This is a genomic window from Duganella sp. GW822-FHT06D06 (genome assembly GCF_058799615.1).
The window spans coordinates 171,877-187,011 of record NZ_JBXALQ010000014.1 but is presented as its reverse complement, the minus strand read 5'-3'; the positions used below and the strand labels follow the sequence as shown (position 1 = coordinate 187,011).

The window sequence follows — 15,135 nt, the reverse complement described above, 5'->3', positions numbered from 1 at the left end:
GGCCGCAGGCGCGGGCGCCTCGGCAACCGGCGCGGCGTCGGCCACGCTGGACGTCGGCGTCGGCGCTGCGGCTGCCGGCGCGGGCTCCGGTGTCGGCGTCGGCTTGCGTTGGCGGGCCGGCTTGGCGGCCGGCGGCAAGGGCTGGACCTCGGCCGCGGGCGGCGTCGCCACATGCTTGGGCAGCGCCAGCCGCAGCTGCGCCGTCATCAGCGACTGCGGCAGCGGCGACGGCCGCTGCGACGGTGTCGCCAGGCGCTCGCCCACCCAATCGATCGCCAGGTAGTGCAACGCCAGCGTGGCTGCACATAAAAGCAGCAGGCGGCGGCGTTGGAATAGATGGGGGCTTAAGCTCATGCCGTTAGTTTAACGTGTTCGGCCGGAGTGCGCGCCCAGGCAGAAATGTTGTCAAAATCTTTTGAAGCACGCGCCTTTATCTGCTACGCTGGACGTTATTCCTACAGGAGACTTCCATGGCCCATACGCAAATGCCGAACATACCAGGCGCAGCAGTAATGACGGATACGCTGGACTTCGTCAAAAACCTGTGGGGCAGCATGAGCGTGCCCGGCCTGACCGCACCGACGCTGTCGGTGGAGGAGCTGGACAAGAAGATCAGCGACCTGAAAGCCGTCGAGACCTGGCTCAACCTCAACATGAGCATGCTGCGCGGTAGCATCCAGGCGCTGGAAGTGCAGCGCGGCACCATCGCCACGCTCAAGTCGGTCGGCGCCAGCCTGGCGGCGGCGGTCAACCAGCCGCAGAGCAAGGACCACAAATCCATCTTCGACGCCAATCCCTATGCTTCGGCCTTCTTCCACCACGCCCGCGAAGCGGACAAGGACAAGGACAAGCCGGCGGCGCCCACGCCGGCGCCCGCCCCTGCCCAGGCAGCGGCCGACAAGCCGGCAGCGGCGGCGACGGACAAGCCGGCCCCCGTGCCGATGGCCAATCCGGCGATCTGGTGGAATATGCTGCAAGATCAATTCAAGCAGGCCGTGTCGACGGCGATGGCGTCCGAATCGATGATGGCCACGGCCGCCGCGCGCGCCAGCGATACGGCGGCCAAGTTCGCCGCGGCAGCCGCCACGCCGGCGGCCGCCAAGGCCAAACCGGCGGCCGCCGGCAGCGCCGGCGCACCGGCGGCCGCAGCGAAGAAAGCGCCGGCCCGCAAACGCGCGCCGGCCAAAGCCAAGCCGGCCGCCGTCAAGGCCTGACGGCCTGACGGCGCGCCGCGCCGGTTACGCCAGCCGCTGGATGCGGATGGCGTCTATCAGGCCGTCGGCCTGTCGCTGCACCTTCTCGATATCGATCAGGCCTTCCTGTTCGAGCTGTCTGGCGCTGTCGTGGGCGGTCTGAAAACTGTCCACGGTGTCGCCCTTGGCGGCGACCGGACGGATCCAGGCCACGCTGCCGACTTTCATTTTCGTATAAACTTCTTTTGCGATATCGCGCATATTTTAGTGCCCTTTATTTGCTCTCAATATTGACAGCGAATCAAGGCACGGACAGGCCGCGCCGAAATTCAGTGTAATCATTTGCCGTCCCGGAAACAAGGCCGCCGCCGGCCCCGCTGTTGCGCCCAGCCGTCACTCATGGGCATCCGCATGCTTGTCCTGGATGGCGCCGTTGGCCGCCTCGTACTCGCTGGCGGCGGCCGCCGCCACCACGCCCGACATCGGCGCCAGCAACGCCAGCTGCTCCATCAGCTGGGCGAAGCGCTGCTGCCCCGGCGCGATGGCGTCGACATGCATCAGCACCGCGATCGCCTCGTCGGCCAGCTCGCGCACATAGCCGGTCTGCTGCAGCTGCGAGATCAGGATCTGCGCGGAGTTGAACAGGATGCGCATATTGTTCGGCAGCGCCTTGCGCGCCACCCGCATCCACTCGACCGCCTGGACCAGCTTACCGGTCTTCCACAGCAGCACGCCCTTGTTCATCATGTCCGCCGCTTCCTTGCGCGAAGCCTTGATCAGCTCCATGCCCTCGTCGCTCATGCGCGCCTTATCGAAGATCTTCTGCACGTCCTCCAGCAGCGGCAGGTTGTCGTGGTTGTTGCGGGTGACGTAGCATAGCAGACCCACCGGCGCTTCCTTGACGCCGACCGCGAACAGCAGCGTCGCCATGTCGAGGCAGGTCTCGGTGTCCGGCCGCTGCTTCGATTCGTCGGCCAGCATCGCTTCCAGCTCGTCGCCGGATTTGCGCGCGCGCCGGTAGTCGCCGGTCTCGTGGTACACCAGTCCCTCGGTGATCTTGGCGCGCAGCTCGACCTGGTCGCCGCCGAACTGGTGGACCGCCGCGTTGAGCAGGCGGATGGCCTCCTTGGTGTCGTTCTTCTGCGCGCACACGCGCGCCAGGCCGAAGAAGGCGTCCACCGTCTTCATCACCGAGTACTCGCCGATCTCTATGCATTTGCGGAAGGCCTTCTCCGCCACCGGGATCTTCTCCAGCTTGAGCGCGGTCTGGCCCAGCGCGCGCTGGCGCGGCACCGAATTGGGCGACAGCTTGGTGGCCTTTTCCAGCACGCCGAAGGCTTCCTCGGTCTTGCCCTGCAGCTGGAAGGCCTTGGCCAGCTGGTCGAAGGCGTCGATGTAGAAGCGGTTGTCGGCGATCACCGCCTGGAACATCGCCAGCGCCGCTTCGAGCTCGCCGTTGTTCATCAGGATCTTGGCCAGGCCGCAGCGCGCCCAGTTGTAGTCGCGCTCCGCCAGCACCTGCTCGAACACCTTGCGCGCCTGTTCCGGCTCGCCGCTCTTGAGCAGCAGCGTGGCCTTCATGCGCAGCAGGTCGATCTCGTGCAGCGGATTGTGGGCCACCTGCTCGTCGCACAGGCGCGCCGCGCGCAGGTAGTCCTTGTCGGCGAAGGCCTGGTCGATTTCGCGGAAGATCTGCTTCTTGTTCCACACGCGGTTCAGGCGCGTCAACAGCACGCCCTCGGTGATCGGCTTGATGATGTAGGCGTCCGGCTGGTGCTCGGCCGCGCCCATCACCGACTCCACGCTCTTTTCGGCGGAGACCATCAGCCACACGCTGCTGGGCAGCATCAGGTTGCGGATGCGCGCTTCCTCCAGCACCTGTTGGCCGTTCTTGCCGTCGCCGAGGTTGTAGTCGCACAGCACCACGTCGTAGCGGGTCTTCGACAGCAGCACCATCGCCTCGCCGCCGCTGGCCGCCTGGTCGATATGCTTGGCGCCGAGGTTGCGCAGCGATTCGCGCAGCAGCTGGCGGATGCCGACAAAATCGTCGACCAGCAGGTAGCGCTTCTCGGCCCAGTCGACAGCGCCTTCGGCGACGGCGGTAATCGCTTCGACGCTCATGGCAAACGCAGGACGAAGCAGCCGCCGCCCAAAGTGCCGCCGTTGTCCAGCGCGATGGCGCCGCTGCGTTGGCGGTGCTTGTGCATCTTCGCCACTTCGCTGGAGAAGTAGAGGCCGAGGCCGCTGCTGTTGTTGAGGAAGTTGACCGCGCTGCGCTGGCTGTTCATGGCGCTGACGCCCGCCTCCAGCAGCGACGGCGGGAAGCCGGCGCCGTTGTCCTCGACGCGCAGTTCGAGATAGTCGCCGTCCACGCGCACCGCCAGGCGCAGACGGTCGCGCGTGTAGCGGATGGCGTTGTTGATCGCGTGCACCAGCACGCCGATGATCAGGTCTTCGTCCAAGGTCCAGATGGCGTCCTGCGGGAAGTCCAGGTCGAGCGTGATGCCGCGCGAATGCAGCAGCGTGCGCGCCTGGTCCGCCACCTGTTCGACCAACTCGCTGATGCGGCAAGCCGCCGGATCGAACGGATAGCCAGGCTTGCCGACGTTCTTGTACAAGGCCAGCAGCTGGATCAGGTTGTCGTTGAGGCGTTTGGTCTGGTACAGCATTTGGCCCAGCTGTTCGTAGCCCGGCTGCTCCGGCGACGCGGGCGCGGTCGCCAGCAGATTCTCCAGCGTGCCATTGAGGACGCCGATCGAGTTCTTCATGTCGTGCACAGTCGAGGCCAGGAACATGAACAGCTCCGGCGACCCTTCGTAGTGCTGCGCATCTTCTTCATCCATCGTTCGGTTCTCCATGGACGGCGCCAGGCGCGATTGGGATTGTTATTAGTGCTGCATTATAGCCTGTGGCGTCGGCGGCGCCCAAGCAAGGATGGCGCCGCGCGGCGCGGCGTTTGCGCGGACGCAACGGCATCGAGGCCACGGCTACTGGCTGCGGCGGCGCTGTTTGAGCAGGAAACGGCCGGGATCGAGCGCATCGACCAGCATCGCTTCCAGCGGCGGCGGCGCGTTTTCCAGCTGCGCCACCAGCAGTTCCGCCATCAGCGGCGCCCAGATCAGGCCACGCGAGGCGTAGCCCAGCAAGCCATACAGGCCGGGATGGCGCGGCACGTCGCGCAGGCGTTCCAGCCTGCCGGCGGATGGATAGTCGGGCAGCGCGCCGGCCAGCGGCAGGCGGTCCGGCGCGGCGCAGCGGAAGCCGACCCGGCCCGCCAGCGGCGCGCTGGCCGCCAACGCGGCGACGCTTTCGCCGGGCACGATCTCGGCCAGGCGGGTCAGGTTTTCCAGCTGGCTGGAGGCGCGCAGTCCGGTGTCGTCGTCGTCGTCGTAGGTGGCGCCGGCGCAGACGATGCCGTTGGCCGGCGGCGTGACATAGGCCTCGCGGCACACCACCAGCGGCAGCAGCGGCGGCGCCGGCGCGCGCGGGTCGAGTGCGTCGTGCCCGTCGTGCGCCGGATCGGGCACGGTCAGGTGGGTGACCTGGCCGCGCAAGCGGGACAAGGGTAGCTCGGCCGCCTGCGCGATGTCGACGGCGCTGGCGCCGTTGGCCAGCACCACGGTCGGCGCCTGCGCGATCGGCGTGCCGTCGGTGGCGCGCACCTGCCATTCGCCGTCCAGCCTTCGCAGGTCCAGCGCCTCGGCCGCGAACACGCGCTGCAGGCGGTCGCCGCAGGCATCCAGCATCGCCTCGCACAGCGACGCGGGACGCACCCAGCCGCCCAGTTCAAACAGCCAGCCGCCGTGCGGCGTGGCGCCGCCCAGCAGTTCGCCGGCGGCGCCGGCTTCCAGCCAGCGCACGTACTCGGGCGGATAGTCCCACGCCGCCACCACCTCCTGCTGCACCGTCGCATGTTCGGCGTCGCGCGCCAGTTGCAGCACGCCGCAGCTGGCGCCGTCGAATGCCTGGCCGACGCCGCCGAGCCGGCGCCACTCGCGCAGCGCGAAGGTGTAGGCGGCGCGGCTCAGGCGCGTGGGGATGTTGTCGTCCCTGGACAGCAGCGGCATGAAGATGCCGGCCAGGTTGCCCGATGCCTCCTGCGCCGGCGCCGCGTGGCGTTCGACCAGCGTGACCTGCCAGCCGTTGGCGCACAGGCGATGGCAGGCCGACGAACCGGCCAGGCCGGCGCCGATCACGATCGCGCGGCGCACCGGCGGCGGTGGCGCTTCCGGCTGCGGCTTGCGGCTCTGGTAGACGGCGCCGAGGTCCGGCGTGCCGTCGACGGTCCGGCAGGCAAAGCCCGCCGACGTCAGCGCCCAGGCCAGCGCTTCGTCCGGCGACCGCGCGTCCAGGGTGGCGCCCGGCAGCGCCAGCTTCGCCAGGCTGCGCGCCAGCGCCGCCGGGAACGAGGCGGCGACATGGAAGGCGTCCACCCGCGCGGCGATCTGCGGCAGCACCGCGTCCAGCGCGCCGGCCAGCAGGTCCAGCGTGACGCGGCCGTCGTCGAGCAGGATGCGATGGAAGCCCGGCACGTTCAGCGGCCACAGGGCGCGCAGCTGCGCGTCGGCGACCGTGTCGGCGGACGGCACTTGCGGCGTCAGCGCCAGGTAGTGCAGCACGCCCTGCGGCGGCAAGGCGCGCCATGCGGCCATGAAGCGTTCGCCGTGGCCGAACTCCGTATCCAGCACCACCCGCCGCGTCATCGCTTGCGCGCCCGGCAGAAACAGTCCGGCGCATGGTCGTTCACCATGCCGATGCCCTGCATGTAGGCATAGACGATGGTCGAGCCGACGAACTTGAAGCCCAGCTTGGACAGGTCCTTGGAGATGCGGTCCGACAGTTCCGTCTTGGCCGGACGCGGTCCCTCGTCGGCGGCCAGCGGCTTGCCGCCGACGTAGGCCCACAGCCACTGGTCCAGCGTGCTGCCGCCGGCGCGCAGGCGCAGGTAGGCCTGCGCGTTGGTGATGGCCGCCGCCACCTTCAGGCGGTTGCGCACGATGCCGGCGTCGGCCAGCAGCGCGGCCACCTTGTCGGCGTCGTAGGCGGCGATCTTTTCCGCGTCCCACTGGTCGAAGGCGGCGCGGTAGTTCTCGCGCTTGTTGAGTATCGTCTCCCAGCTCAGGCCCGCCTGCGCGCCCTCCAGGTTCAGCATCTCGAACAAGCGGCGCTCGTCGTGGCAAGGCACGCCCCATTCCTTGTCGTGGTACTCAAGATAGAGGGGATTGGCCGGATTGGCCCAGCTGCAGCGCGTCTTGGTCATGGCGGAGGAGGATAGGAGAGAAGGCGTCAGTATAGCAAGCAGCGGGGTATCATATAGGCCCCTCTCATCGACGGAGCATCGCATGCAATTCGAAGCAAAGATTGAATGGACGCGCAACGGGCAGGATTTCCTGGGACAGCGCTACAGTCGCGCCCACGCATGGCAGTTCGACGGCGGCGCCACGGTGCCCGCCTCGTCGTCGCCGCTGTCGGTGCCGCTGCCGATGTCGGACGCCGCCGCCGTCGATCCCGAGGAGGCGCTGGTGGCCGCCGCATCCAGCTGCCATATGCTGTTCTTCCTGTCGATCGCGGCCAAGCGCGGCCACACGGTCGACAGCTATCGCGACCACGCGATCGGCGAGCTGGGTAAGAATGCCGCGGGGAAGATGGCGATGACGCGCATCGCGCTGCGGCCGGCGATCGTCTTCGCCGGCACCGCGCCGCCGGGCGCCGAGGAACTGGAAGCGATCCACCACGAAGCGCACGACAAGTGCTACATCGCCAATACGCTCAATTGTGCAGTGGTGGTCGAGGCTCCATAGCCGGGCTAGTAAGCGACGTCTTCCAGCCGGAAGCGGAACTTTCTGCGCTCCGGCAAATCCCAGCCGGGCTCGCGGTCGGTGTTGCGCGCTGGAGCGCTAGCCAACGGCGGAGCCTGGGGCGCAGGGAGCGCTGGAGGCGCGGGCAACGGCGCGACTGCGGCAGGGACAGGGACAGGGATAGGCATCGTCATAGCAGCAGGCGTTGCAGCAGGCGCCTTCGCGGCGGCAGCCAATTCCGCGCGCAGCCTGTTGGCTAGCTTGAAGGTCTTGTCACCCGGTCGACGGATAAATAAATCTTGCCATGCATTGCGGGTCGAGCGCGCGAATGATTGCGCGAACTGGTTCGGCGAGACCGCGCGGCCCTTGTGGATGATCTGGTCGCCTTCAACGCATGCGTAGTTGTTCTCGCCGTAGCTCCATGATTTCAACACGGTGCCTTCGGGAAGGAACAGTGATTTCCATTGGTAGCCGTGCAGGCCTGCGGGATCGGCTCCAGGGGCGAATGCGGCCGGGTCCGCGAGCCAGCGCTCGAGGGCCAAAGTCATCGCTTCCGAGATATCCTGCGAGCCGCCACGGCGGCGCAGCCTTTCGATCAGTTTGAGCAGGGTATCGGTGGGCACCTGCACGCTCATTGTGGTATTCATTCGATTTTTTCCCCTATTTTTTTCGGCTTTCCCATATTTAGACCGGCAAATTTGGGAATAGTTCAATGCTTGAAAAAATCGGGGAAAATCGAAGAGAAAATCGAACGATTGCCACAAGGAGCGCGGCGGCGCACCCCACGTGCATACTCCCAAGGGTAGGCGTGCTGTGCTAGGTTTCGAGATCGCTCGACAGGCCGACGCGGCGTCGTTCGCCGCCCAGCACCAGCGGTCCGGTCAGGTTGCTGACCAGCCGTACCTCGCCGTCCTCCACCGCCTGGTCCAGCTGCTGCATCAGGCGCGGGAAGACGCCGTCCGGGCGCGTGGCGGCAGTGCTGTACAGCGCCGCCCAGGCATTGCGGCCGGAGCGCTTGGCCACATACAAGCCCTGGTCGGCCAGCTCCACCACCTGCGACCATGACAGCAGGCGCGGTTGCTGCGGCAGGAAGGGGAAGCAGGCAAAGCCGATCGAGCAGGTCTTGGCCAGCAGCACGCCATCCGGCAGCACGAATTCGCGGTCGGCCACGGCGCGGCGCATGCGCTCGGCCACCGCGTGCGCCTCGTCGCGGTGGGTGGCGCGCGCCAGCACCAGGAATTCTTCGCCGCCCCAGCGGATCACATAGTCCGATTCGCGGAACACTTCGCGCAGGCGCTCCTGCATCTGCACCAGGATCGAATCGCCGGCCGCGTGGCCGTAACGGTCGTTGACTTCCTTGAAGTGGTCCAGGTCGACCATGAAGAACACCAGGTCGTTGGGCGCGATCAGGTCGCACTCGGTCAGCTCGCGATGCTGGCCGGCGTCGTAGGCGCGCAGGCTCAGGGCCACATCGGCGTCGACGTTCTGCAGGAAGAAGCGGCGGTTGCGCAGGCCGGTCAGCTGGTCGGTCAGGCTGACCTCCTCCAGCGCCTTGTAGGCCTGCTCCAGTTCCAGGTTCTTTTCCAGCAGCTGCTCCTGCGTCGCGCTCAGCGTCTTCAAGGTCGCCGCCACCTGGCGGTAGGCGCTGGCGTTGTCGAGCGCGATGGCGCCGTAGGCGCACAGGGTGCGGAAGATCAGCCGTTCGCGCTCGCCGTAGGCGGACGCCAGCAGCGACTGCACCGTCATCGCGCCCAGCACGCGCTCGCCCACCCGCAGCGGCGCGAAGATCAGGCTCAGGGTCGGCAGCGTGCCGGGGATCAGGTTGGGCGTGACGTCGGCCTCGCCCAGTTCGACCAGGATCTCGCGGCGCTCGCGCACGCAGCGCGCCGAGTTGGCGTTCGGGTCCGACAGCGGCATCCGCACCGGCGGCACCGGCTTGCCGGCTTCCACGCCGAAGGCGCAGGCCAGCCATTCGTCGCCCGGCTCCAGCAGGAACACCGAGAAATGGGTGGCGTCGAGCAGGCCGTGCACGTGGCGGTCCAGCGCGCGGAACACCGCCGCCGCATCCAGGTGGGCGGTGATCTCCTGGCCGATGGCGCTCAGGTGCTCCAGCGTGGCGCTGGTCTGCTGCAGCACTTCGGCGCGCTGCGCCTCGGCGGCGGCCAGCTGGCGGTGATGCTCGCCTTCGGTCTGCGCGCGTTCGGTCTGGTACTGCACCTGCATCGCGATGGCGCGGTTGGTCGCCTGCTGGCTGTGGGTCTGGTCGCGCGCGGCGCTGGCCTGCAAGGCGATCGCGTAGGCGCGCGCATGGTCGCCGATGGCCGCGTACTCGCGCGCGGTGGCGTCGAGCAGCGCGCCGGGCACCGTGTAGCCGTCGATGGTGGCGGCGATTTCCAGCGCCAGCTGCAGGTAATGCAGCACCGGATTGGCGGCCCGCATGGCGGCCGGCGGCGGCAGCCGGTGGCGCGCGTGGATGTCGGCCAGCACGTTGAGCGCGGCGATCTGGCTGGAGGCGTCGGCATGTTCGCGCGCCAGCGCCAGCGCGCCTTGCGCGGCGGCCAGCGCTTCCTCGGTGCGGCCCAGGTGCGACAGCGCGTGCGCCCGGCCGCGCCGCGCGCTGCTCTGGAAGTCGGACTGGCCCAGCGCGTCGCCGCGCGAGGCCAGGCGGGTGAAGCTGTCCAGCGCCGCCGCGTGGTTGCCCAGGTCGAGCGCCAGGTCGCCCTGGTATTCCAGCGCCACCGCGTAGGCGCGCGAACCGGACAGCGGCGCCAGCGTGTTCAGCGCTTCGCGCAGCAGCGCTTGCGCCGCCTCGCGCTGGCCCAGCTGGCGCAGGGTTTCCGCCGTCTGCATCAGGCACATGCCGATGCTCAGCGGCCAGCCGGTGGGGCGCGCCAGGTCCAGCCCGCGCTGCATCCAGTCCAGCGCCGCCTCGTGCGCGTTGAGGCTGGTGAAGCCGTTGCCGATGTTGGTGGCGACGATGATGGCGCGCCGTATCTGCCCGCTCGCCAGCGCGGTTTCGTAGCTCAGCATCAGGTGGCCGATGGCGCGGCCGTAGTCGCTGCGCTGGAAGGCGCAGGTGCCGAAGAAGTCGCTGATCCAGCCGGCCGCGACCGGCGCCAGGTCGGCCAGGTCGGTGCCGAAGCGCCCGCTCCAGCGCTGCTGCGCGAGCTTCCCGTCGCTGAAGGTGTCGCAGATGCCGGAGGCGGCGTCGATGACGTCGATGCGCACCGGGTCGCCGGCGGCGCGGGCGGCCAGCGCGGCCTGCTCCAGCCAGCGGTCGCCGCCGGCGCTATCGCCGCGGTCGTTGGCGACCCAGGCCAGCAGCCAGCAGGCGTCGGCGCGCACGCGGTTGGCCCTGGCCGGCGGCGCGGACGCCGGTTCCAGCTGCCGCAAGGCTTGTTCGGCCTGGTATTGGGCGGTGTCCAGCCGGCCGTTCAGCCACTCGGCCTCGGCGCCGATCAGCAGCAGGCGGGCGCGCTGTATGGCGGCCTCGGCCGCCTCGGCCGCCGGCAGCATGGCCAGCAGCGGAGCGATCTCGGCGGACAAGGTTTGCGCGCGCAGCGGGTCGCGCTGGCGCAGATGCCAGGCGAGCGCAGCCAACAGCGGCAGGCGTGAGGAACCGTGCGCTTCAGACAACTCCGCCTGCCAGCGCGCCAGCTCTTCATCGAGCGCAAACATATTCACCGAATAACTTCCTTTTACTGTGTGCCACCCGCTCCCGGTCGGAGCGGCAGGCGCCATTGCCTCAACGCATGTATGCGCTGCTACAGCATTATTCCACAGTTTGCGGAGCACGCCGCCGGCCCTTGTTAAGTCCCTGAATTCACAGCGTTTTTCATTCCCAGTGGAAATTTATTTAACTCAGAGAAACATCGCCGGCGGCCGGCGATCGGCGTAGGATGACGTCGCGGCCGCCGCCGCGGATTTATTTTACGGCCGCTGGAATAATTCGCCCGCAGCTGACGTATACGCTGGTACAACGCCGCTACGCCGCCGTTCCACCCACCCGTCAAGGACCCATGCCATGAAAACTGTTGCCCGTCTGTCCACCCTGTTCGCCGCCCTGCTGCTGGCCGGCGCCGCCCATGCCGATACCGTCGCCAAGAAGGACGGCATCCTGGTCAATTCGGCCGGCATGACCGTCTACACCTTCGACAAGGACACGGCCGGCGCCAGCGCCTGCAACGGTCCGTGCAGCGAGAACTGGCCGGCCGTGGCGCCGGCCGCCAACGTCGCCGCGCCGTATTCGGTGATCACCCGCGACGACGGCGCCAAGCAGCTGGCCTACCACGGCAAGCCGCTGTACCTGTTCAAGAAGGATACCAAGCCGGGCGACCGCAACGGCGACAACTTCAAGGACATCTGGCACGTGGTCAAGGACTAAGCGCCGCCCATGCAAGACGAGCGCGACCGCCTGATCGCCTGCATCCCGCGCCTGCGCCGCTACGCGCGGGCGCTGCTGGGCGGGCGCGCCGACCACGCGGCCGGCCGCCTGGCCGACGCCGACACCGGCGCCGCCGCCGGCCTGGCCGCGCTGCCGCGCCGCGCCGCGCTGGCGCACGCGGTCTACACGCCGGAAGTGCGGCACCCGGTCGAAGTGGGCGCCGACCAGCAGGCCCACCTGGTGGCCTGGCTGTCGAAACGGCTTGGGGCGCAACTGAAGCCGCCGCAACTGGCGGCGCAGGGCTATGCGCTGGAGGGCGGCCGGCTGCTGCCCGGCCAGAGCGGACCGGTGGCGCAATTCATGTACCGCGACGCCGGCGGCGCGCGCCTGACCTTGTACGTGTCGACCGAACAAGGCCGCAACCAGGAAACCGGCTTCCGCTTTGCGCAGCAAGGCCAGGTCAGGGTGTTTTACTGGATAGACGGGCGCTACGGCTATGCCCTGTCCGGCAACCTGGACAAGGCGGCGCTGGCCATCGTGGCCAACGCCGTCTACGCCCAGCTGGAACCGGCTATGTGATGACTGATCAGGCGTGTTTGTTGATTTCGATCAAACGCGAACGCATCAGATCCGTGGCGGCGGGCCCCGGCGCGAACATATAATCCTCGTCGTTGATGGCCAGGCCGCTGTTGGCGTCGACCAGCACCTGGTCGGCCGGCTTGCCGGTCTCGCGACTGACCACCAGCAGGCTCGCTCCTTCCGGCGCCAGGTGGTCGTTGCCCCAGGCGATGAAGGCCAGCAGCACCGGCTTGAAGGCGCGGCCGGACTTGGTCAGCACGTATTCGTAGCGCGGCGGACGGGCGCTGTACTGGCGGCGCTCCATCAGGCCGCCTTCGACCAGCCCGGCCAGGCGGCGGGTCAGCATGTTCGGGGCGATTTTCAGGCTTTTTTCAAATTCATCGAAACGCGACAGACCGTAGAACGCATCACGCAGGATCAGGATACTCCACCACTCCCCCACTTTGCCCAGGCTGCGGGCGATGGGGCAAGGCATACGGCCAAAATCGGTATGTTTCATTTTTGACTCCTCGGTTCCAGGGGGTTAGCACATCACAGCGATTTCATTATTGTCTATCCAAGAAACATGTGCTTTTGCCACAGGAGGCCACGGTTTTGATTGCGTAGAAATCTATTAAAAATATTTTGCGGATAGGCGCAATTTGCAACAGTCTTGCAAGCCGGAGGCGAAAAACGGCGGCACCGGCTAAATCTGGAAAATAAATGCAAAAAATAGGCATAATAGCGACTGGCGTGATAAAACGTTATCAACCAGGCATCGAAGGTGGACCATGACTGCCAGCGGAACACAACCGAGCATCCTGATCGTGGACGATTCCGCGTTCGAGCAGCGTATGCTGGTCGACCTGCTGAGCGAGCTGCCGTATAAAATCTCGGTGGCGGTCAACGGCCTGCAAGGCTACCAGCTGGCGCTGGCCCAGCATCCCGACCTGATCCTGCTCGACGTGCGCATGCCCAATATGGACGGCTACACCGCCTGCCGCCTGCTCAAGGCCAATCCGGTCACCGAAGACATCCCCATCATTTTCCTCAGCGGCGCCGACGCCGACGAGGAGCGCATCATGGGCCTGTCGATCGGCGGCGTGGACTTCGTCACCAAGCCGTTTTCGCCGGGCGAGCTGGCGGCGCGCATCCAGGTGCACCTGAAGCTGGCCCGCCGCGCCAGCCGGCCGCGCGCGGCGCCGCCGCCCGGCGAGGCCGGGGCGCACGAGGCCGATCCCGACGCCGTCATCGTCAACGCCGCCAAGCGCCTGATCGCCGACAACCTGGCGACGCTGCCCGGCCTGGCCGAAATCGCCCGCAGCGTCGGCACCTACCGCGAAAAGCTGTCGCATGTGTTCCGCGAACAGACCGGCATGACGGTGTTCGCCTTCATCCGCGAAACCCGCATCCGGCGCGGCGAGGAATTGCTCAAGGACACGGATATCGACGTCCAGGACATCGCCCTGATGATCGGCTTTAACAACGCCGGCAACTTCGCCACCGCCTTCCGCGAACGCCTGGGCGTCACCCCGAGCGCCTTCCGGCAGTCGATCCAGCATAAAAAAACGCCGCACGGCTGAGGCCGGCGGCGCGTCCCGGCGCGCCGCGCGCGTCAGCGCAGGCGGAACACGGCGACCACGCCGGCCAGCTTGGCGGCCTGCTCCTGCAGCGAACCGGCCGCCGCCGCCGCCTGCTCGACCAGCGCGGCGTTCTGCTGGGTCACCTCGTCCATCTGCACGATGGCCTGGTTGACTTCCTCGATGCCGGTGCTCTGTTCGCTGCTGGCGGCGGAAATCTCGGCCACCACGTCGCTGACGCGGCGCACGCTGGCGACCACCTGCTCCATCGTGCTGCCGGCCTGCTGCACCAGCGCCGTGCCCTTGTCCACCTGCCGCACCGAATCGTCGATCAAGCCCTTGATCTCCTTGGCCGCCGCCGCCGAGCGCTGGGCCAGGTTGCGCACCTCGCTGGCCACCACCGCGAAGCCGCGCCCCTGCTCGCCGGCGCGCGCCGCCTCGACGGCGGCGTTCAGCGCCAGGATGTTGGTCTGGAAGGCGATGCCGTCGATCACGGAAATGATGTCGACGATCTTGCGCGACGAGGCGCTGATCGAGTCCATGGTGGCGATCACCTCGCCCACCACCTTGCCGCCGTCGGCCGCGGTGCCGGAGGCCGACTGCGCCAGCTGGTTGGCCTGGCGCGCGTTGTCGGCGTTCTGCTTGACGGTCGAGGTCAGCTCTTCCATCGCCGACGCGGTTTCTTCCAGCGAGCTGGCCTGGCCCTCGGTGCGGGCCGACAGGTCGAGGTTGCCGCTGGCGATCTCCGCCGAGGCGGTGGCGATGGTGTCGGTGCCGCCGCGCACCTCGCCCACCACCCGCAACAGGCTGTCGTTCATGGCCTTGAGCGAATGCATCAGCTGGCCGGTTTCATCCTGGCCGTGGCTGACGATGTGGCCGCTCAGGTCGCCGTCGGCCACGCGCCGGGCGATGGCCACCGCCTCTTGCAGCGGCCCGGCGACGATGCGCGCCACCGCCGTCGCCAGCCCCATGCTGACCACGATCAGCAGCAGCAGCGTGCCGAGTATCATCCGGCGCGACATCGTATAGGTGGCGCTGGCCGACTGGTCGGCGGCGGCGCTGCCCGCGTCGTTGATCTTGACCAGCGCGTCGAGCTGCTCGTTGACCTGGCGGAACAGCTTGTTGGAACCGCCGCGGAACAGCACCCGGGCCTCATCCTTGCTGCCGGCGCGCGACAAGGCCGTCAGCTTGCCGCTGGTGGCCAGGTACTCGCCCAGCGATTTTTGCAGCTCGCCGTAGATGCGTTGCTCTTCCGGCTCGGACACCAGCGCCGCATACGAGGCTTGCTGCTTGCGCAAAGTGTCCAGCCTGGTCGCCATCGACTTGTCGGTGGCGGCCATCTCGCTGTCTTCGGTCAGCAGGATGTGGGTGGCCTCGGAGATGCGGTAGCGCGACAGCGAGGCCTGTATCTGCCCCAGGTAGCGCACCGCCGGCATCCAGTTGGTGGCGATGTCGGTCGACGACTGGTTCACCTTGGCCAGCTGGCCCAGCGAGAACAGGCCCAGGCCACAGGTCAGCGCGATCACCACACCGAACGCGACGATCAGCTTTTTGCCGATTCTCAAGTCGTAAAACCATTGCATGGCATCTCCTCTGATAATTCCTTATGGAAATATCATCAT

The 15,135-nt window shown here is 67.6% G+C and carries 14 protein-coding genes and 1 pseudogene; 5 read left to right on the top strand and 10 right to left on the bottom strand.

From position 1 onward, the window contains the following. Positions 1 to 354: pseudogene (locus AC1RMD_RS23350) on the bottom strand (DUF3108 domain-containing protein); the annotation flags it as partial. A 116-nt stretch (positions 355 to 470) separates the two neighbouring features. Here AC1RMD_RS23350 and AC1RMD_RS23345 point away from each other — a divergent pair. Next, entirely contained in the window at positions 471 to 1,214 is a 744-nt protein-coding gene (locus AC1RMD_RS23345) for a PhaM family polyhydroxyalkanoate granule multifunctional regulatory protein (RefSeq protein WP_492929852.1), read from the top strand. 24 nt (positions 1,215 to 1,238) lie between these two features. Here the strand turns inward: AC1RMD_RS23345 and AC1RMD_RS23340 are convergent, their stop codons facing one another. From AC1RMD_RS23340 to AC1RMD_RS23320, 5 genes are all read right to left on the bottom strand, one after another. Further along, positions 1,239 to 1,421 carry a hypothetical protein gene (locus tag AC1RMD_RS23340; RefSeq protein ID WP_492929850.1) on the bottom strand — a complete coding sequence of 61 codons (183 nt, stop codon included), beginning with the start codon at positions 1,419 to 1,421 and terminating at the stop codon, positions 1,239 to 1,241. 165 nt (positions 1,422 to 1,586) lie between these two features. Continuing rightward, positions 1,587 to 3,314, bottom strand: coding sequence for a tetratricopeptide repeat protein (locus AC1RMD_RS23335; RefSeq protein WP_492929848.1), 1,728 nt, complete (start codon positions 3,312 to 3,314; stop codon positions 1,587 to 1,589). Beyond that, a complete protein-coding gene (locus AC1RMD_RS23330; protein ID WP_492929846.1) occupies positions 3,311 to 4,036 on the bottom strand; it encodes a sensor histidine kinase in 726 nt (241 codons plus the stop codon). Before AC1RMD_RS23330 ends, AC1RMD_RS23335 begins: the two co-directional genes overlap by 4 nt. Before the next feature lie 144 nt (positions 4,037 to 4,180). Further along, positions 4,181 to 5,896 carry an FAD-dependent 5-carboxymethylaminomethyl-2-thiouridine(34) oxidoreductase MnmC1 gene (gene mnmC1 / locus AC1RMD_RS23325; RefSeq protein ID WP_492929844.1) on the bottom strand — a complete coding sequence of 572 codons (1,716 nt, stop codon included), beginning with the start codon at positions 5,894 to 5,896 and terminating at the stop codon, positions 4,181 to 4,183. After that, complete coding sequence (locus AC1RMD_RS23320) at positions 5,893 to 6,453, bottom strand: DNA-3-methyladenine glycosylase I (RefSeq protein WP_492929843.1); 561 nt, start codon at positions 6,451 to 6,453, stop codon at positions 5,893 to 5,895. The genes mnmC1 and AC1RMD_RS23320 overlap by 4 nt, the downstream gene beginning before the upstream one ends. Before the next feature lie 82 nt (positions 6,454 to 6,535). Between AC1RMD_RS23320 and AC1RMD_RS23315 the strand changes: the two genes are divergently transcribed. Next, a complete protein-coding gene (locus AC1RMD_RS23315) occupies positions 6,536 to 6,994 on the top strand; it encodes an OsmC family protein (RefSeq protein ID WP_492929841.1) in 459 nt (152 codons plus the stop codon). Between the two features lie 5 nt (positions 6,995 to 6,999). Here the strand turns inward: AC1RMD_RS23315 and AC1RMD_RS23310 are convergent, their stop codons facing one another. Next, positions 7,000 to 7,755, bottom strand: a complete 756-nt coding sequence (locus AC1RMD_RS23310) for a hypothetical protein (RefSeq protein ID WP_492929839.1) — start codon at positions 7,753 to 7,755, stop codon at positions 7,000 to 7,002. Positions 7,756 to 7,807: 52 nt separating this feature from the next. Next, positions 7,808 to 10,669: a diguanylate cyclase gene (locus AC1RMD_RS23305; RefSeq protein WP_492929862.1), complete on the bottom strand. Its 2,862-nt coding sequence runs from the start codon at positions 10,667 to 10,669 to the stop codon at positions 7,808 to 7,810. A gap of 346 nt (positions 10,670 to 11,015) precedes the next feature. Between AC1RMD_RS23305 and AC1RMD_RS23300 the strand changes: the two genes are divergently transcribed. Further along, positions 11,016 to 11,375, top strand: coding sequence for a COG4315 family predicted lipoprotein (locus AC1RMD_RS23300; RefSeq protein WP_492929837.1), 360 nt, complete (start codon positions 11,016 to 11,018; stop codon positions 11,373 to 11,375). Between the two features lie 9 nt (positions 11,376 to 11,384). Further along, entirely contained in the window at positions 11,385 to 11,954 is a 570-nt protein-coding gene (locus AC1RMD_RS23295; protein WP_492929835.1) for an anti-sigma factor family protein, read from the top strand. A gap of 7 nt (positions 11,955 to 11,961) precedes the next feature. On the opposite strand, the gene AC1RMD_RS23290 is transcribed toward AC1RMD_RS23295, so the two are convergent. After that, entirely contained in the window at positions 11,962 to 12,453 is a 492-nt protein-coding gene (locus AC1RMD_RS23290) for a winged helix-turn-helix transcriptional regulator (RefSeq protein WP_026334906.1), read from the bottom strand. A 271-nt stretch (positions 12,454 to 12,724) separates the two neighbouring features. Here AC1RMD_RS23290 and AC1RMD_RS23285 point away from each other — a divergent pair, with 271 nt between their 5' ends. Beyond that, positions 12,725 to 13,516 (top strand): response regulator transcription factor, encoded by a 792-nt coding sequence (locus AC1RMD_RS23285; protein WP_492929832.1) that lies wholly within the window; start codon positions 12,725 to 12,727, stop codon positions 13,514 to 13,516. A 32-nt stretch (positions 13,517 to 13,548) separates the two neighbouring features. Here the strand turns inward: AC1RMD_RS23285 and AC1RMD_RS23280 are convergent, their stop codons facing one another. Then, the gene (locus AC1RMD_RS23280; RefSeq protein WP_492929830.1) at positions 13,549 to 15,096 is read right to left on the bottom strand and encodes a methyl-accepting chemotaxis protein; all 1,548 of its coding nucleotides are present in this window, start codon (positions 15,094 to 15,096) and stop codon (positions 13,549 to 13,551) included. Positions 15,097 to 15,135 lie beyond the last annotated feature (39 nt).